The sequence below is a fragment of the Curtobacterium aurantiacum genome (genome assembly GCF_018598555.1).
Taxonomy (GTDB): Bacteria; Actinomycetota; Actinomycetes; order Actinomycetales; family Microbacteriaceae; genus Curtobacterium; species Curtobacterium aurantiacum.
In genome coordinates, this window is the sequence record NZ_JAHEWN010000012.1 from 103599 (window position 1) to 121674 (window position 18076).

The 18076-nt window shown below is 72.2% G+C and carries 13 protein-coding genes; 7 read left to right on the forward strand and 6 right to left on the reverse strand.

Translation table 11 applies throughout. From position 1 onward, the window contains the following. Positions 1-30: 30 nt before the first annotated feature. Entirely contained in the window at positions 31-3441 is a 3411-nt protein-coding gene (locus KK087_RS12110; RefSeq protein ID WP_214565575.1) for an error-prone DNA polymerase, read from the forward strand. 46 nt (positions 3442-3487) lie between these two features. Here KK087_RS12110 and KK087_RS12115 read toward each other — a convergent pair whose 3' ends face one another. Further along, on the reverse strand, positions 3488-4999 hold the full coding sequence (locus KK087_RS12115; RefSeq protein ID WP_214531378.1) for a sensor histidine kinase: 1512 nt from the start codon (positions 4997-4999) through the stop codon (positions 3488-3490). Then, entirely contained in the window at positions 4996-5673 is a 678-nt protein-coding gene (locus KK087_RS12120; protein ID WP_214531379.1) for a response regulator transcription factor, read from the reverse strand. The genes KK087_RS12115 and KK087_RS12120 overlap by 4 nt, the downstream gene beginning before the upstream one ends. Before the next feature lie 195 nt (positions 5674-5868). Here KK087_RS12120 and KK087_RS12125 point away from each other — a divergent pair, with 195 nt between their 5' ends. Next, positions 5869-6177 carry a hypothetical protein gene (locus tag KK087_RS12125; protein ID WP_214531380.1) on the forward strand — a complete coding sequence of 103 codons (309 nt, stop codon included), beginning with the start codon at positions 5869-5871 and terminating at the stop codon, positions 6175-6177. Between the two features lie 10 nt (positions 6178-6187). Here the strand turns inward: KK087_RS12125 and KK087_RS12130 are convergent, their stop codons facing one another. After that, a complete protein-coding gene (locus KK087_RS12130; RefSeq protein ID WP_307860053.1) occupies positions 6188-7318 on the reverse strand; it encodes an FUSC family protein in 1131 nt (376 codons plus the stop codon). Positions 7319-7398: 80 nt separating this feature from the next. Between KK087_RS12130 and KK087_RS12135 the strand changes: the two genes are divergently transcribed. Both KK087_RS12135 and KK087_RS12140 read left to right on the forward strand, forming a co-directional pair. Continuing rightward, positions 7399-8643 carry a phosphotransferase gene (locus tag KK087_RS12135; protein ID WP_214565577.1) on the forward strand — a complete coding sequence of 415 codons (1245 nt, stop codon included), beginning with the start codon at positions 7399-7401 and terminating at the stop codon, positions 8641-8643. A 568-nt stretch (positions 8644-9211) separates the two neighbouring features. Continuing rightward, positions 9212-11338 carry a DEAD/DEAH box helicase gene (locus KK087_RS12140; RefSeq protein ID WP_176708427.1) on the forward strand — a complete coding sequence of 709 codons (2127 nt, stop codon included), beginning with the start codon at positions 9212-9214 and terminating at the stop codon, positions 11336-11338. A gap of 123 nt (positions 11339-11461) precedes the next feature. Here KK087_RS12140 and KK087_RS12145 read toward each other — a convergent pair whose 3' ends face one another. Continuing rightward, on the reverse strand, positions 11462-11734 hold the full coding sequence (locus KK087_RS12145) for a mycoredoxin (protein ID WP_071405571.1): 273 nt from the start codon (positions 11732-11734) through the stop codon (positions 11462-11464). Positions 11735-11801: 67 nt separating this feature from the next. Here KK087_RS12145 and KK087_RS12150 point away from each other — a divergent pair, with 67 nt between their 5' ends. Genes KK087_RS12150 through KK087_RS12160 form a run of 3 tightly spaced genes read left to right on the forward strand, consistent with a single transcriptional unit; the run spans position 11802 to position 14469 of the window. Beyond that, entirely contained in the window at positions 11802-12134 is a 333-nt protein-coding gene (locus KK087_RS12150) for a PadR family transcriptional regulator (RefSeq protein WP_214565579.1), read from the forward strand. Then, on the forward strand, positions 12131-12943 hold the full coding sequence (locus tag KK087_RS17945) for a hypothetical protein (protein ID WP_214565581.1): 813 nt from the start codon (positions 12131-12133) through the stop codon (positions 12941-12943). Before KK087_RS12150 ends, KK087_RS17945 begins: the two co-directional genes overlap by 4 nt. After that, positions 12940-14469 carry a CYTH domain-containing protein gene (locus KK087_RS12160; protein ID WP_214565583.1) on the forward strand — a complete coding sequence of 510 codons (1530 nt, stop codon included), beginning with the start codon at positions 12940-12942 and terminating at the stop codon, positions 14467-14469. Before KK087_RS17945 ends, KK087_RS12160 begins: the two co-directional genes overlap by 4 nt. 137 nt (positions 14470-14606) lie before the next feature. On the opposite strand, the gene KK087_RS12165 is transcribed toward KK087_RS12160, so the two are convergent. Both KK087_RS12165 and KK087_RS12170 read right to left on the reverse strand, forming a co-directional pair. Continuing rightward, positions 14607-16778, reverse strand: coding sequence for a S9 family peptidase (locus KK087_RS12165; protein ID WP_214565585.1), 2172 nt, complete (start codon positions 16776-16778; stop codon positions 14607-14609). 29 nt (positions 16779-16807) lie between these two features. Continuing rightward, on the reverse strand, positions 16808-18007 hold the full coding sequence (locus KK087_RS12170; RefSeq protein ID WP_214565587.1) for a Fic family protein: 1200 nt from the start codon (positions 18005-18007) through the stop codon (positions 16808-16810). Positions 18008-18076: the final 69 nt, after the last annotated feature.

Sequence of the window (18076 nt, forward strand, 5' to 3'; positions counted from 1 at the left end):
CAGCAGCAGCACGAGCAGGAGCGTGACCTGATGGGCTACAGCAACCCACCCATCCCGTGGTCGCAGTTCGAGCGTGCCCTGTCCGACAAGCGGAGCCCGGGTACGGCGCACGACGGCGACGGCGGGGACAGCCCGGCGTGGTCGCGGAAGCGCGAGCCGTACGTCCCGTCGCCGCTCGACACCGACGGCGGCCCGGTCGTGCCGTACGCCGAACTGCACGCGCACTCGGCCTTCAGCTTCCTCGACGGCGCCAGCCAGCCCGAGCACCTGTTCGAAGAAGCTGCTCGGCTCCGGCTGCACGCCCTCGCGCTCACCGACCACGACGGCTTCTACGGGGCCGCCCGGATGGCCGAGGTCGCCGAGTCGTACCCGCAGGTCGGCACCGTCTTCGGCACCGAGCTGTCCCTGGGGCTGACCGAACCCCAGAACGGCGTGCCCGACCCCGAGGGCTCGCACCTGCTCCTGCTCGCCGACGGCCAGGACGGCTACCACCGGCTCGCGGGTGCGGTGACGAGTGCGCACCTGGCTGCCGGGTCCGAGAAGGGCAGCCCGCAGTACGACCTCGACGACCTCGCCGCGCGGGCGGACGGGCACTGGCGGGTCCTCACCGGGTGCCGGAAGGGCTCCGTTCGGCAGGCCCTCGAGCAGGGTGGCGAGTCCGCCGCCGAGACCGCGCTCCGGGTGCTGCTCGACCGGTTCGGCAGCCGCAACGTCGTCGTGGAGCTGCTCGACCACGGCGACCCGCTCGACAGCGCCCGCAACGACGCCCTGGCCGCCCTCGCCGCGAAGCACGCGCTGCCCCTGGTCGCCACCGGCAACGTGCACTACGCAACCCCCGACCGGTTCCCGGTGGCGACCGCACTCGCGGCGGTGCGTGCCCGTCGCAGCCTCGACGAGATCGACGGCTGGCTGCCGGCCGCCGACACCGCCCACCTGCGCTCCGGCGCCGAGATGGCCAGACGGTTCGGGCGCTACCCGGGGGCGATCGAGCAGACGGTGGAGCTCGCCGACGAGCTCGGGTTCCGGCTGAAGACCGTGCAGCCCGGGTTGCCCGACCTCGACGTCCCGGACGGACACACCGCGATGTCGTGGCTCCGCGAGCTCACGTGGACGGGTGCCCGGCGGTTCTACCCCGGCAGCGCCGACGGCGTCGACCCCCGCAAGCGGGAGCGCATCGAGCGTGAGCTGTCCGTGATCGAGGAGAAGAACTTCCCGGGGTACTTCCTGATCGTGCGCGACATGGTGCAGTACGCCCGCGGTCGGGGCATCCTCTGCCAGGGGCGGGGCTCGGCGGCGAACTCGGCGGTCTGCTACCTGCTCGAGATCACCGCGGTGGACTCGATCCGGTACGGGTTGCCGTTCGAGCGGTTCCTGTCGGCGATGCGCGACGAGGAACCCGACATCGACGTCGACTTCGACTCGGACCGCCGCGAAGAGGTGATCCAGTACGTGTACGCCAAGTACGGTCGGCACAACGCCGCCCAGGTCGCGAACGTCATCACCTACCGGCCCAAGGGTGCGGTGCGTGACATGGCGAAGGCGCTCGGCCACAGCCCCGGGCAGCAGGACGCCTGGTCGAAGCAGGTCGAGCGGTGGGGCTCGGTGACCGAGAGCCAGGACCACGACATCCCGCCGGCGGTCGTCGGGCTCGCGAGCGACGTCCTCGGGTTCCCGCGGCACCTCGGCATCCACTCCGGCGGCATGGTGCTGACCGACCGCCCGGTGGGCGAGGTCGTGCCGATCGAGCACGCCCGGATGGACGGCCGCACCGTGCTGCAGTGGGACAAGGACGACTGCGCCTACATGGGGCTCGTGAAGTTCGACATGCTCGGGCTCGGCATGCTCGCGGCCCTGCAGTACTCGTTCGACCTGGCGGCAGAGCACTGCGGGGAGCGCTGGGAGATGCACTCCATCCCGAAGGAAGAACAGGGGGTGTACGACCAGCTCTGCCGCGCGGACACGATCGGGGTGTTCCAGGTGGAGTCCCGCGCGCAGATGGGCACCCTGCCCCGACTGCTCCCGCGGCGGTTCTACGACCTGGTGATCGAGGTCGCACTCGTCCGACCCGGGCCCATCCAGGGCGGCGCGGTGCACCCGTACATCCGTCGGCGCACGGGCGAGGAACCGATCACGTACATGCACCCGGCGCTCGAACCCGTGCTCGAACGCACCCTCGGGGTCCCGCTGTTCCAGGAGCAGCTCATGCAGATGGCGATCGCGGTGGGCAACTGCTCCGGGGACGACGCCGACCTGCTGCGGCGGGCGATGGGGTCGAAGCGCGGGCACGAGAAGATCGACCGGCTGCGGGACAAGCTCTACACGGGGATGGCGGACAACGGCATCCACGGTGCCGATGCCGACGCGATCTACGCGAAGATCCAGGCCTTCGCGAACTTCGGCTTCGCGGAGAGCCACTCGATCAGCTTCGCCCTCATCGTCTACGCGAGCGCGTGGATGCGGCTGCACTACCCGGGAGCGTTCCTGGCGGCGCTGCTCCGGGCGCAGCCGATGGGGTTCTACTCACCGCAGACCCTGGTCGCCGACGCCCGGCGGCACGGTGTCCGGGTGCTGCGGCCGGACATCCTGCGGTCCGGGGTCGACGCGACGCTCGAGCCCCTGCCGGACGGGGATGCCACGGCCGGTGACGACGCGTGCCTGGCCTCCGAGCAGCCCCCGGTGCTGCCCTTCGACAAGGCGCTCCCCGACGACACCGCGAGGCACCGTCGCGACGGTGCCTTCGCCGTGCGGCTCGGGCTGGCCGAGGTCGCGTCGCTCAGCCGGAAGAGCGCCGAGAAGATCGTCGCCGAGCGGGACGCCAACGGCCCCTTCTCCGACATGTCCGACCTGGCCCGCCGGGTCGGCTTGACCACGCCGCAGCTCGAGGCCCTCGCCGCCGCCGACGCGTTCGCCCCGTTCGACATCGACCGGCGCGGTGCGATGTGGTCGGCTGCCCAGGCCGCGGCGGAGCGCCCCGACCAGCTGCCGGACACGCAGGTGTTCGTGCAGCCGCCGTTGTTCGGTCAGATGACGAGCGGGGACGTGCTCATCGCTGACATGTGGTCGACGGGCATGACGACCGACGACCACCCCGTCCGGCACGTGCGGGACCGGCTCGCCGCACGCCGGGTGCTCAGCGTGCAGGACACCGCGACCGCCGAGACCGGCCGACGGGTCGAGATCGGCGGGATCGTGACGCACCGGCAGCGTCCGGCGACGGCCTCGGGCATCACGTTCCTGAACGTCGAGGACGAGACCGGGCTGGTCAACGTCATCTGCAGCGTCGGGGTGTGGGGGCGCTACCGCCGGGTGGCGCGGGAATCCCCGGCGGTGATCGTCCGCGGCATCCTCGAGCGGTCGCCCGACGGGGTGGTCAACCTGGTGGCTGACCGCATCGAGCACCTGTCGCTGTCCGTCCGCACCCGCTCGCGGGACTTCCAGTGATCGGTCGTGCGCAGGTGAGCGGTCGTGCTCGAGCGAGCGGTTGTGCTCAGCGCACCTCGGGCAGGCGGACCGTGACTTCGAGCCCACCCGAGGGCACGTTGCGGAGCGACGCCGTGCCTCCCGCCCGTTCCGCCACCGCGCGCACGATCGCGAGTCCCAGGCCGGAGCCGCCGGGCAGGGCGCCGGCACCTGTCGACGGGTCCGGGTTGGGGCGGGACTTCCTGGCCTCGTCCGGACGGGTGAAGCGGTCGAAGGCCACCGGGATGAAGGACTCGGGCACGCCAGGTCCGTCGTCGGTGATCTGCAGCACGCCCTCGCCACCGGTGCTCCGCCACGACACGAAGATGCCGCCGCCGCGGGGGAGCGCGGCCACGGCGTTGCCCGCGATGTTCGTCACGAGCTGCGCCATGCCGCCGGTGTCGATCCGGTAGTGCGGCTCGACGGTGCCGCCGCCGATGCCCGGGCCCGAGCCGCCGACGGCGACGGGTGGTTCGAGGTCGAAGTCGACGGTGACGTCCTTCGCCGACGCGATGAGCCGGACGCGGTCGACCGCGGCCATCACCTCGTCACCGAGGTCCGACCAGGCGGTTTCGGGTCGCTGGTCGCCGTCCTGTTCGCGGCGCTCGGACTCTTCGATCCTTGACAGCGCGAGCAGGTCGTTCGCCAGCCGCGACAAGCGCGCGACGCTGTGCTTCGCACGCTCGATGTGGGCGGCGAGGGCGGCCGCGTCGTCGACGTCGAGCGCGGCGAGGTCGAGCTGGGTGGTCAGGATCGCGAGGGGCGTGCGGAGCTCGTGGCTGGCGTCCGACACCATCTGGCGTTCACGCTCCGTCGCCTGTCGGGTCCGGGCGAGGAAGGCGTTCAACGTGGTGGCCAGGGACGCCAGCTCGTCCTGGGCGGGGCCCACGGGGAGTTCGGCTCGTTCCGGGGCGACGGAGAGCCGTTCGGCCTCGCGGCGCATCCGGTTCACGGGGCGCAGCGCGGTGGTGGCGAGCACCCAGGACGCGACACCGAAGGCGAGCAGGATCGCCAGTCCCGTCAGCGACAGCGTCGTCGTGAGGTCGTCGACGACGATCGCCTCGGCCTGCGAGTTCCGGGCGGCGACGACGGTCCAGCGGCCGGCCTGGTTGACGGGGTGCTCCACCACGACCCGGTACTCCGAGCCGGAGACGCGGATGATCGACGTGCCGGCGGCGGTCGACGTCAGGCTGCCGAGGGCCTGCTCGACGCGGTCCGGCATCGTGGACAGCACGATCTCACCGGACGGGGACACGACGGCGACGAGCTGCGCGTTGCCCGGCGGCGACAGGTCCGGGTCGCTGTCGACCTCGAGCGTGGCGACGTAGGGGTCCGCGTCGGCGTCGAGCAACGTCCGTGTCGCGCTCGCGACGACGCTCACCACCTGGAACCGCATCACCAGGACGAGCAGCAGGATGACGATCGCGGCGATCGCCGTCGATCCGATCGTGATCCGGGCGCGCAGCGACAGCAGGCGCAGCGGTCGGATCGGACCGCGGCGTCGGCGGTCCGATCGGGGGGCGTCGCCGGCCCCGTTCACGCCCCGAGCAGATCCAGGCGGTACCCGCGGCCGCGGACCGTGGCGATGGCGACCGTGGCGCCGTGCGCGGTGAGCTTCTTGCGGAGGTACGAGATGTACTGCTCGACCACGTTCGGGTCGACGTGCTGCGAGCCGTCCCAGACCTCTTCGAGGATCTTCGGGCGGTCGACGACGCTGCCTGCCGATCGAGCGAGCAGTCGGAGCAGCGCGAACTCGGTCGGGCTCACGGCGACGCGCTGGCCCTTGATCGAGATGCGGCGGGCCTCGGAGTCGATCGAGACGTCCCCGACCTCGATCGTGCGGGGAGCCCCGGCGGACTCACGGCGGCCGAGGGCACGGAGCCGCGCGGTGAGCTCGGCGAAGGCGAAGGGCTTGGTGAGGTAGTCGTCCGCGCCGGCGTCGAGCCCGAACACGCGGTCGTCGACGGCGTCTCGCGCGGTCACGAGCAGGATGCGCACCGGGTCCTCGCGCTCGCGGATCCGCCGGGCGAGCTCGAACCCGGACATGCCGGGCATCATCACGTCCACGACGGCCAGGTCGAACGCCTGCTCGCCGAGGGCGATGAGCGCCTCGACGCCGTTCTCGACCGCCGTGACGCGGTACCCCTCGGCAGCGAGCCCGCGCTCCATCAGTGCACGCATCTCGTCGTCGTCCTCGACCACCAACAGCCGCATAGTGGACCTCCTCGGACCCATCGTGGCATCGAACCGGCTCGGAGGGCCGTTCTCCGGGGCAGACTCGCTGAATCTCGTCACAGGACAGAGCAGAACGGTCTGTCCCACGTTCTAGGGACGTGAGCGTCGCTTGCTTCGTTGCTAGGCTCCGGCAGCGGACAGCGCGACCCGATGCGCCGTCCGCACTGGGGGACCATGAACGACTCGATCGACCACCCGTCCATCGTGCGCCTGCGCGCCGAACTCGACGCCGCCTGGAAGGGCATCGGCGCGCTCGCGCAACTGGAGGACGCCCCGCGCGACCGCGTGGTCGCGGAGCTGCTCACGGCGGTGCCGGACGTGGCGAGCCGCACAGCACGGGAGGTCGGCATCGAGGCCGTCGTCGCCGAGATCAGGCGGTACGCCGATGCCGGGATCCCGGGAGCGAGCGGTACCGTGCCGACCTCGGTGATCTGGTCCGACGTCGTGCGGACGGCGTCGGAAGCGGCCTGCGCCACCCGCTGACCCGGACCGCCTAGTCGTCCTCGCCGAGCAGCTCCTCGCGCACGCGCCGGATGTCCTCGAGCAACGCTCCGATGAGCACCCAGTGCCGCGAGTTCGGCCGCACCACCTCGAGCGGCGCGGTCAACGCCGGCTCCGACGCCTCGGCCCATGGGTCGCCGACCACCCCGGCCGAGCGCCCGTCGGCGCCGCCGGACCTGCCCGTCCCGCCGGACCTGCCCGTCCCGCCCGCGCCGGCGACCGGGTCGAGCCGCGTCGACTCCACCCGCGCACTGAGCGCCCGGACGTCGGCACCGATCCGCGCCACCTCGGTCGCGATCCCGTGCACCACCGGGTCGGCTCGCAGGTCCGGCGCGGTGTTGTCGCGGATCGCCCGGGTCATGCCGGTCACCCGGGTGACGAGGACCCGGAGGTGGTCCGTGACCGCCACGTCGCGGTCGAGGATCATCCGGTGTCGCCCGCCGCGCGGGTTCATCGTCAGGGACTCACGCGCCGAACCGAGAGCGGCCTCGGCCTTCGCGTGCTGCTGTCGGAGCGCCCGGGCCGCCACGAGCGCCTCGTCCCACCGGTCGCGGTCCCACCCCTCGGTCAGGCCGATCGCGATCCGTTCGAACGCCACGGCGGTGTCGCGAGCGAGGCGGGCGACGGCGAGGTGCGCCGGCTCCAGCAGCACGGGCGGCACGATGACGGCGTTCACGACCAGGGCGACGACCGCACCGATCACGGTCTCGAGGATGCGGTCCGCGGAGTAGTTCGGCGTGACCACCCCGGCGGTGAGCACGAGCATCCCGCTGATCCCCACCTGGGTCGCCGAGGTCGGCGTCAGCCGCAGCGCCCACGCGATGAGGATCGCGAGCACGATGACGAGCAGGACGACGAACACGCCGTCGCCGAGCAGCAGGTGGAACCCGGTGGCCAGCACGACGCCGATCACGACGCCCGCGCTCCGCTCGAGCCCCTTCACGAACGACTGGTTGATGCTCGGCTGCACCACGAGCAGGGCCGCGATCGCCGCGAAGGTCGGGAACGGTCCCTGGATGACCAGACGGCAGAGGAGCACGGCGGCGACCACCGCGACGGCGGTCTTCACGACCTGCAGGAACGGCGTGCGACTGGAGCTGCGGAGACGCGCGACCGGGTTCACACCGACCACGGTAGCCACCGGCCCCGCGCCGAGCCGTGCACGAACGCGACGAAACCCCCGCGACACGGTTGACTGATGTCGTGTGGCCCAACCATGAGCGCGTCATCCCGCAGGCCTTCGCCGGCTCCGGGACCTCCGTGGTGGCCGCGCGGGCGCACTCCGTCGAACCGTCGGGCAACGGCTACCTGTACGGCTACGAGGTCGACACGGTGGACCGCAACGGCCAGCGCGCCACCGTCCTGACCTACGTCGACACCGGCGGGACCCACGACCAGAACAGCGCCATCGTCACCGACCCCGCGACGGGTGAACCGGTGTCGGTGTGGGCGTACCCGAACGACCCCGGCCTGCCGGTGCTGCCGCAGGTCACCTACCGCGACGCCGTCGCCGAGCTGCTGACCACGCTCGGGATGCCCGTCACCGAGCCGGTGCTCACCGTGGCCGCGTACCGGCCGGGCAAGCGCGCGGTGGTGCGCGTGGACGCCCCCGAGCGCACCCTCTTCCTGAAGATCGTCCGCCCGCACCGGGTCGCGCCGATCGTGCAGTCGCACGAGCAGTTCGTCGCGGCCGGTCTGCCGGTGCCGCGTGTGCTGTCGAGCCGTGGCGACGGCCTGCTCGTGCTCGAGCGCATCCGCGGGGTGCCCGCAGGCAGCCGCATCCTCGACATCGCCGACGACCCGCGCTTCGTGGCGTCACTCGCGGCCCTCAGCGGCCGGGTCGCCACCGTTCCGATGACCCAGCAGGCCCGCGCCGACGCGATGGACCACGCCGACTGGCACCGCCGGACGCTCATCTCCGCCCTGCCCCGGGACGCCGAGGAGATCGACCGCCTGTACGACGCCATCGGCCGCCGCTCCATCGGCTGGTCGAGTTCGACCAAGCAGGTCGTGCACGGCGACCTGCACCTGGAGCAGGTCTTCGTCGACGAGGACGAGCCGTGGCGCATCTCGGGCCTGCTCGACATCGACACCGCCGGTTGGGGGTTCCCCGTCCGTGACGTCGGGGCCGTCGTCGCCCACCTCGTGGTGACCGGGCTGTGGCACCGGTCCCGCGGAGACGCGGAGCGCGGCGCCGCGGCCGAGCGACTCGCCGACGCGATCGCCCGCGACTGGGTCGCGCGCAACCCGCGCGAGGCCGACCGCATCGGACCGGCCATCGGGGCCCAGCTGCTCGCCCACGCCGGCGGCCAGGCGACCACCGGGTCCGCCAACGGGATCCAGACCGCCCAGCAGCTCCTCGCCGCGACGCAGGCCGCCCTGGCGGACGCGGCCCCGAGCCTCCCGACCGGCGGTTCGATCCGCCCGAGGTCCGCACCACAGGCCTGAAACGCGACGCCGCCGTCGCGAAAGCGACAGTTCTGCGCGGAACATCCGCGGCAGCCTGTCGCTCTCTCGGGGGGCAACGGGGCAGGGACCCGGGAACGTGTCGCTTCGGTGGGGTGAACGTGACCGAAGGGCGGACGGGAGGCCCGGGTCGGGCCCGCCACGGGCCTCCCGTCCGTCGTCGCGACGCGCGCGGGCAGCGCGCCGGTCGCCTCCGTCGGTGGTCCGGGAGTAAACTGACCGCGCACGCACCGCGTTCCCGCGTGCCGCGTCGATTCCGGACGCAGCCGTCGATCACTTGATCGACGCGGGAACCGGGCCGTGAGCGCCCCGAGGGGGCATCACGTGCGTGTGACGACGCCGGATCCCGGCGCGGACCGTCCGAACCTGCTCCCGGCAGGCGCTCGTGTGGAACGGCTCGCGGGAGTCCACCGGACGTCCCGAAGCGGGGACCGGCGATGCGGTGGGCCACGGTGGCCCGCAGCTGAACCGGAGCCGCGCCAGGCCCCGGTGCAGGACTTCCCGCCCCACGGGCGGATCGCCCCGACGTGTGGGCGGAACAGGAGGAGCGTTGGCTCGATCAGGCACCCGGCGTGCTGCCGGCGGGACGCGGACCGCGTCACGTCGTACCAGGCCGCTGGACAACGACGGCGTCATCCCCGTCCTCGCCCGCGCTGTGCGCGAGGTCGAGGCCGCGGCGCAGCGCGGACCGCTCAAGGCATCGAACCGGACGAAGTTCCAGGCGGTCGCCCTGCTCATGCGCGAAGAGCGCGCGCGGGTGAAGGCCGACACGGAGCTCACCGACGCGCAGCGCGCCGAGCAGCTCAAGCGGCTCGACGGCGTGGCCACGATCCTGGCGAAGACGGCGGCGCGGGACACCAGCGTCATCCAGCTCCTCGCCGAAGAGGTGCAGGTGTCCGAGGCGACGCGTGCGGTCAAGCGGGACATGATGATCGCCGGTGGCATGGAACTGCAGCCGGAGGACCTCGTCATCGCATCCGAGCCGGCCGCGGTGGTCGAGACCCCGGTGCGGGCCGTCGTGCCGCAGGCGGTCGTGCAGCGCCAGCTCGCGAATCCGTTCATGCCGCCGGACTTCGCCCTCGCCGACCAGCCCGTCGCGCACCCGCGTCGGCTGGCGAACTGGGAGCTGTTCGGGCCGCTGTTCAAGTCGTTCGAGTACGGCGCTGGCGGGGGAGCGGCGACGATGCCGCTGCCGGAACCCACGACGCTGCACTCGCGCTCCGGCACCACGCTCATGAAGCACCAGGCGGAACTCGTCGCCGCCGCCGCGCAGGGGCACCGTACCTTCCTGCTCGCCGACGAGCCCGGCCTCGGCAAGACCGCGCAGTCGCTGCTCGCCGCCGACGCCGCGAACGCGTTCCCGCTGCTCGTCGTCGTGCCGAACGTCGTGAAGACGAACTGGGCGCGCGAGGCCGAGCGCTGGGTGCCGAACCACCGCGCCACGGTGATCCACGGGGACGGCAACGACCTCGACGGGTTCGCCGACATCGTCATCGTGAACTACGAGATCCTCGACCGGCACGCCGGGTGGCTCGGCAACTTCGGGTTCAAGGGGATGGTCGTCGACGAGGCGCACTTCATCAAGAACAAGGACTCGCAGCGCGCCCGGTTCGTGCTGCAGATCGCCGAGCGCATCCGGCAGCGCACCGCCGCGCCGCTGCTCATGGCGCTCACCGGTACCCCGCTCATCAACTCGGTCGAGGACTTCCGCACCATCTGGGAGTACCTCGGCTGGATCGACGACAAGAAGCCGCGGGCGAAGCTCATGAACGAGCTCGAGGAGATCGGCCTGACGCCGGCCGACCCCGGGTTCTTCGTCGAGGCCCGTCGTGCCGTCATCGACCAGGGCATCGTCCGACGCCGCAAGGTCGACGTCGCCGCGGACATCCCGGCCCGCCGGATCGCCGACATCCCCGTCGAGCTCGACGGTGACGAGGGTCGCTCCATCCGCGACGCCGAGCGCGAGCTCACCGCGAAGCTCGTCCGCCGCTACCACCAGGCGCTCGACGCCCGCACCGGGCAGGACCCGGTCGTCGGCATCGACCACAAGCTGGTCCGCCAGGTCGCCCGCTGGGAGCTCGAGGACCAGGACGCCTCGTCGACCGGCGAGAACGTGTTCTCGATGGTCCGCCGCATCGGCCGGGCCAAGGCCCAGCTCGCGGCCGACTACGCGGCACAGCTCGCCTCGAACGTCGGCAAGGTCGTGTTCTTCGCGAAGCACCTCGACGTGATGGACCAGGCGGAAGAGGTGTTCGCCCGTCGCGGGCTGCGCACCGCCACGATCCGCGGCGACCAGACCCCGACGCAGCGCACGGCCGAGATCGACTCGTTCGTGAACGACCCCGACGTCGCCGTCATCGTCTGCTCGCTGACCGCGGCCGGTGTCGGCCTGAACCTGCAGGTGTCTTCGAACGTCGTGCTCGCCGAGCTGTCGTGGACGAGCGCCGAGCAGACCCAGGCGATCGACCGTGTGCACCGCATCGGGCAGGAAGAGCCCGTCACCGCGTGGCGCATCATCGCCGCGCAGACGATCGACACCAAGATCGCCGAGCTCATCGACTCGAAGGCGTCCCTGGCCGCCCGCGCGCTCGACGGTTCGGACGAAGAGGTCGTCGACTCCGGCGACATCCAGCTCGACGCGATGGCCGCGCTGCTGACCGAGGCGCTCGGCGGCTAGCGCCAGCGCGCGGCGCGCGGCGCTGCGCCGTCCCGCACAACCAAAGTCCGTCCGAACCACGCGATCACGTGGTTCGGACGGACTTTGGCTGTTCGCGGAGGCTTCGCGCCGGAGGGCCGCCGCTCAGATGCGGGACTGCACCTCGGCCAGGGAAGGGTTGGTCGCCGTCGAGCCGTCGGGGAACACCAGCGTCGGCACGGTCTGGTTGCCGCCGTTGACCTCGGCGACGAGCTCGGCCGTACCCGGGGTCTGCTCGATGTCGACCTCGGTGAAGGGCACCCCGGCCTTCGACATCTGGTTCTTCAGCCGGGCGCAGTAGCCGCACCACGTGGTGGTGAACATCGTGACGCCGCCGGCTTCGGGCGTGAACTGCTCGCGGGTGATCGTGTCGCTCATCCCTGCAGGCTAACTCGTCCTCCTGAGGGGGCTTGCGCGGCTTGTTCTACATAGGTAGTTTGAGCGCATGGAACCCATCCGGCGCGTGACCGCCCCCACGCTCGACGTGCTCGACGCACTGCTCGCCAGTGATGGGCCGACCTGGGGGCTGCTCGTCATCAAGGCCACCGGTCGCCCCGCGGGCACCGTCTACCCCATCCTCGAACGGCTCGAGCGGCAGGGGTGGATAACCTCGTCGTGGGACGACGACGCGGAGCGGTCAGGGCCACGCCGGCGGCTCTACGAGTTCACCGCGGACGGAGTCCGCGCCGCCCGAGACTTGCTCGCTGCGCGCCCGGCCGAAGCACCGGTCCGTCCGAGCCGCCCGAGCCGTCCGACGAACCGGCCGGTGACCTCGTGAGTGCGCTCGACCAGGCGCTCGTCGGCATCGCGGTCGCGGTCTCACCAGCCGCCCACCGTGATGCCCGACGCGAGCAGTGGCTCGCCGACGTGCGCGACGCCGAGCAGCTCGACCTGTCGTCGACCGCGCTCGCGCTCGGTGCCTTGACCACCGCGCTGTTCCACCGACGAGCACCGCACCGCACCTCGTGGGGGAACACCGTGACCGCACTGCCCACCCAGCTCGATCGCATGCCGCACACCGTCCGGACCATCCCGGTCCTGGTCGCCGTCGCGGTCGTCTCCCTGATCGCGTCCGGGGCGTGGCTGATCGTGCAACCGAACGGCGGGTACGGCAGCCGGACCGACGTCGTGCTCGTCACGGCCGGTACCTGGACCCTGGTGTTCGTCGTGCCCGGTGCGGCGATCGCGCTCGCAGCCCTCGTCCTGCGCGCTCCGTCGGGTCGCCGACGTCTCGGCGCGAGCATCGTCCTCGCCGCGGCCGTCGGTGGAGTCCTGCAGCCGCTGCTCACGCCACCGACAGACCTTCCCGTGGGCGGGCTCCCGCTGATCCTCGCGCTTGCAGGCTGGTTCGTCGCCGTCCGCGTCCGACGCAGCGCCTGGCTCCTCCTGTTGCTCCCTGCGGTGGTCTTCGTGCTCGAGTGGAACGGGGTGCTCTTCTCGATGGTCCCGTTGCGCTGGAACCCCTTCGTTGTCACGCTGCCTCCGCTGAGTGCTGTCATCGCCGGGTACGTCGCGAGCCGGTTCTCCACAGAGCCACGCCTCGTGGTCGAACCGCAGGCCGAAGCCCTGGTAGACAAGAGCGTGTGAGCCACACGCACCTCGAGATCGAGCGCACCTACGACCTGCCCGAGGGCGGTGCCCTCCCCGACCTCGTCGGCGCGGGCGGCATCCTCCGCACCGAGCACCAGGAGCCGTTCGAACTGGACGCCACCTACTGGGACACCGAGCGGTACGACCTGGTGGCCGCGCGGGTGACCGTCCGCCGCCGCACGGGCGGCCCGGACGCCGGCTGGCACATCAAGCGCTCGGAGTCGGACACGGTCCGCCACGAGCAGCAGTTCCCCCTGACCGACGACGCCGACACCGTGCCCGACGAGGTCCTCGCCGCGCTCTTCACGGAGCGTCGTGGCCGCGGGCTGCGTCCCGTCGTCCGGATCACCACCACCCGCACCGTCACCCGACTGCTCGACGAGGACGGCGACCAGATCGCCGAGCTCGCCGACGACCAGGTCACCGCCCAGCGCCTCGACGACGAGGCCCCGGAGACCCCGCGCACCTGGCGCGAGGTCGAGGTCGAGACCGTCGACAGCGTCGACCCGCAGATCGCCCACGAGCTGTTCGCGGCCCTCGACGGACGGTTCGCAGCCGTCGGCGCCGGCCCCGCCGCCGTCGCGTCCAAGCTGGCACGCGGGCTGGCAGGAGCACCGGCACCGCGCCTCCAGACCGAGGAGAAGCCGGCCAAGGGCACGACCGCACGCATCCTGGCGAAGCGCGTCCGCAAGCTGCGCGCCGCACTGCTCGGCCAGGAGGCCCGGCTCCGGTCCGGCGACACCGCCGACCTCCGGCAGACGGCCGAGACCACACTCGAGATCGCCGCGATCCTGGGCGGGTACCGCCCGGCGTTCCCCGACGGCGACGCCGTCGACCGCGCCGCGGAGGCGGCGGACGGCCTGGCTGCCGTCACCGCGCGTGCCGCGCTGGCCGAGTACCTGATCGACCGGCTGCCGCGGGCGTCCTCGCCGGCGCAGGACGACCTGGTCGACGCGATGACCCGTGAGCGCATCCTCGCGTCGACCCGTGAGCGGCGCGACCAGGCGGTGCGCGACGTCGTCGCGTTCCTGCACGGGGAGCCGTTCCTCGAGCTGCTCGACGCCCTCGACGACGCGGCCGAGCGGCCGGTACCGACGGCCTGGTCCCTCCGGTCACCGAAGCAGGTCGCGCAGGACGTCGGTGCCGACGTGAAGCCGCGTGTGCGCGAGCTCGTCCGGGCCGCCGTCGCCGACGACACCTCGGACACCGCTGCCGAGCGCGAGGCCGCCGACCGTGCCACCACCGAGGCCGCGTGGCAGGAGACGATGCGCGCGCGGATGGCGATGGACGTGCTCGGTGACGATGCGTTCCCGCACGCGCTGTGGAAGCGGATCGGCACCGCGGCCGACGTGCTGACCGAGCGGGTGCGGTCCCTGCACGCCCTCGACATCCTGCGGGCGAACGCGGCGATCGCGGAGCGCGGGGGTGAGGGCACGTTCGGGTACGGGGTGCTCGCGGGGGACCGGGTGCGCCTGGCCGAGGAGTCCTACGACGAGGCGGTGCACGCGCTCAACCGCGTGTGAGCGGGCTGCGTGCGCGGCTGCGTTCGCTGCGTGCGCCGCTGTTCGCTGCTGTGCGCTGCTGTTCGCTTGGTGAGCAGAAGAGGTCGGGTCCCGCGTTCGGACCCGACCTCTTCTGCTCACGAAGTGTGCGCCGGCGCTCAGCCCGCGGCGATCGGGTTGGCGGTCGCGGCGGCGGGGGTCTCGTCGGCGAGTCCGAGCACGTCGAGCAGCCAGGCGAGTTCGAACGCCCGCTCCTTCCACGATGCGTACCGACCGCTGACGCCACCGTGGCCGGCGGACATCTCGGTCTTCAGCAGCACGGGCGCGCCGACCTCGCGGAGCTTCGCCGTCCACTTCGCGGGCTCGACGTACAGCACACGGGTGTCGTTGATCGAGGTCACGGCGAGGATCTGCGGGTACTGCACGTCGTCGCGGACGTTCTCGTACGGGGTGTACTCGCTCATGTACCGGTAGACCTCGGCGTCGTGCAGCGGGTCGCCCCACTCGTCCCACTCGATGACGGTGAGGGGGAGGTCCGGGTCGAGTATGCTCGTCAGCGCGTCGACGAACGGCACGGCGGCCAGGATGCCGGCGAAGCGGTCGGGCGCGATGTTCGCGACGGCCCCCATGAGGAGTCCGCCCGCACTGCCACCCTCGGCCACGAGCCGGTCGGCGCTCGTCCGGCCGGACTCGATCAGGTGGTCGGCGACCGCGACGAAGTCGGTGAAGGTGTTCTTCTTCGTGAGGGTCTTGCCGTTCTCGTACCAGTGCCGGCCGAGCTCGCCGCCGCCACGCACGTGGGCGACGGCGAAGACGACACCGCGGTCGAGCATCGACAGGCGCATCACGCTGAAGCCCGGGTCGATCGAGTGTTCGTACGAGCCGTAGCCGTAGAGGTGCAGCGGCGCCGGGGTGCCCTCGTCGATCGCGTCACGGCGCCAGACCAGCGAGATCGGCACACGGGTGCCGTCCTCGGCCGTGGCCCAGTCGCGCTCCTGCACGTAGTCGGCCGGGTCGTAGCCGCCGAGCACCGGCTGGCGCTTCAGGACGGTGACCTCGCCGGTCGCGAGGTCGAGGTCGCTGACCTCGGAGGGGGTCACGAACGACGTGTAGCCGATGCGGAGCGTCGGCTGCTCCCACTCCGGGTTGCCACCGAGCCCGGCGGAGAACAGGGCTTCTTCGAAGGGGACCTCGTGCGCGTCGCCGTAGCCGTCGCCCTCGATCGGGATGATGGCGATGCGGGGCAGGGCCTCGGAGCGGTACTCCAGGGCGAGGTGTCCGGCGAAGGCGTCGACCGACTCGATGCGGCGCTCGGTGTGGTGCGCCACGACGACGCGGCGGTCACGCTCGGACGTCGGGTCGTCGGCGGGGACGTCGACGAGCTCGAAGTTCTCGGCGCCGTCGTTGTGCAGCACCAGGAACCGGTCGCTGCCGCCGACGATGGCGTGCTCGATCTCGTACTCGACGCCCTCGCGCCGGGGCCAGACGACCTGGAACTCCCCGGTCGGGTCGGCAGCGTCGAGGACGTGTGCCTCGGACGTGATCTTCGAGCCGAGCTCGATGACGATGTACTGCGACGACCGGGTCACGCCGACGCCGACCCAGTAGCGGTCGTCGGGCTCCTCGAACACCAGGACGTCCGCAGACGCCCCGGTGCCGACCGCGTGCCGCCAGATCTTGTCCGGCCGCCAGGACTCGTCGACCGTGGGGTAGAAGACGTAGCGTCCGGCGGGATCGAAGGTGGCGCCGGCGCCGGTGTTCGGGATGGCGTCGCCGAGGTCGGTGCCCGTGGTCAGGTCGCGGACGTGCAGGGTGTAGCGCTCGTCGCCCTCGACGTCGATGCCGTAGACCAGGCGGGTGCCGTCGTCGCTGATGTCGTAGGTGCCGAGCGAGAAGAACTCGTGGCCGTCGGCCAGGGCGTTGCCGTCGAGGACCACCTGCTCGCCGGGGAGGGTCGACTCGCCCTCGACGACGGCGGGCGGCGTCCAGTCGTCGGGGCCGGCGACGGGCACGCGGCAGTGGACGCCGTACTGGCTGCCCTCGGCGGTGCGGGTGAAGTACCACCAGTCGCCCATGCGGACCGGCACCGAGAGGTCGGTCTCCTGCACGCGGCTCTTCACCTCGGAGAAGATGCGGTCCCGCAGCGGCGCGAGGTGCTCGGTCGCGGCGTCGGTGTGCGTGTTCTCGGCTTCGAGGTACGCCAGGGTGTCGGGGGATTCCTTGTCCCGCAGCCACTCGTAGTCGTCGACGAAGTCGATGCCGTGGTGGGTCCGTGTCACGGGCCGCTTGGCGGCGCTGGGCGGGGTGGATGCGGTGTGCTCGTTGCTCACCGTCCCACCCTATTCGCCCGTGCCCCCGGTCACGTCGCCGTGCGCTCGCGGCCGCCCACAGCGGCGTGTACCCGCTGCTCGAACGCCTCGAGCTCGGCGACCACGGCGGGTGCGACCCACGCGCGGTCACGGCGACGACCGGTGACCGGACGGAGCACCCCTGCCAGCACGAGGTCGTGCGTGACACGCTCGACCTCGTCGGCGGTGAGCAGGGTGTCCAGGTGGGCCTCGGTCAGGACGGGATCGTCGGCAAGGGCCCGGCCGACCACACCGTGCGGGCCCGAGGCGCAGGGGCCGGCGACCCGGTCGGCGTCGTGCTCGGCGAGCAGCAGGGCACTGAGCGTCGCTTCGTCGCAGACCGTCCCGATCGCGAGGGCCAGGTCGACCACGAACCCGGTCACCCGGCCGTCGCGGTACTGCTCCAGGTGCCCGAAGTACCGCCGCCGGTCCGCCGCGAGCGCGGTGGCCACCGGTGCCGTGACCGTGGTCGTCACCCCGCGTCGTCGCAGCACCGCCCCGATCAGTGCCCGCCCGATCCGACCGTTGCCGTCCGTGAACGGGTGGATCGACTCGAACTGCGCGTGCGCGATTGCCGCCTGTGCGATCGGGTGCAGGTCGACCCGTTGCACGAACGCGAACAGGTCGGCCATCAGCGGTGCCACGAGCTCGGGCGGTGGTGGCACGTACACGGCGTCGCGGGGTGTGGCGCCGCCGTCGATCCAGTTCTGCACGTCGCGGTACCGGCCGGCGTACCGTCCGTCCACCGGGTCGCCGCGCATCAGCAGGCGGTGTGCCTCGAGCAGGGACGCCTCGGTGACGGTGCCGGAATCGGCGCCGGACACCAGGTGCTCGACGGCACCGCTCGCCCGGGCGACCGCCGTGGCACCCGGGTTCGCCCGGATGCCGACGAGGGCCCGCGCCAGGTCGTCGATCGACGCGGACTCGTCCTCGATCCGTGACGACGCCACGGCTTCGGTCCGGCCGAGCACGGACCCGAGTGGAGCGAGCCGGGAGCCGTGGTGGACGTCGAGGGCACGCAGGGCCGTGGCGCTCCGGTCGAGCAGTGCGACGGTGTCGTCGTCCGGTGTCCACCGAGCCCTCGCGATGGACGGGGGAAGCGACACCCGCACGGTGGTCACCAGCCGGTCGTCACGGCACCCGCGGACGGCGCTCCGCCACGGCCGTTCGGTGCGCTCGTGCGTGGGCCAGGTGTCGTTCGGGTCTGCCATCCGACGACGCTAGGGCCGCTCGGACGCTCGACGCCAGGAATCCGTATTTCGCCGCCCGCTCGCCCGCCC

What these genes read in the sequence shown, in the direction of transcription:
- KK087_RS12110 (WP_214565575.1), top strand. Translation starts at nt 31, where the DNA reads ATGGGCTACAGCAACCCACCCATCCCGTGGTCGCAGTTCGAGCGTGCC.
- KK087_RS12125 (WP_214531380.1), top strand. Translation starts at nt 5,869, where the DNA reads ATGAACGACTCGATCGACCACCCGTCCATCGTGCGCCTGCGCGCCGAA.
- KK087_RS12145 (WP_071405571.1), bottom strand. Translation starts at nt 11,734, where the DNA reads ATGAGCGACACGATCACCCGCGAGCAGTTCACGCCCGAAGCCGGCGGC.
- KK087_RS12120 (WP_214531379.1), bottom strand. Translation starts at nt 5,673, where the DNA reads ATGCGGCTGTTGGTGGTCGAGGACGACGACGAGATGCGTGCACTGATG.
- KK087_RS12150 (WP_214565579.1), top strand. Translation starts at nt 11,802, where the DNA reads ATGGAACCCATCCGGCGCGTGACCGCCCCCACGCTCGACGTGCTCGAC.
- KK087_RS12170 (WP_214565587.1), bottom strand. Translation starts at nt 18,007, where the DNA reads ATGGCAGACCCGAACGACACCTGGCCCACGCACGAGCGCACCGAACGG.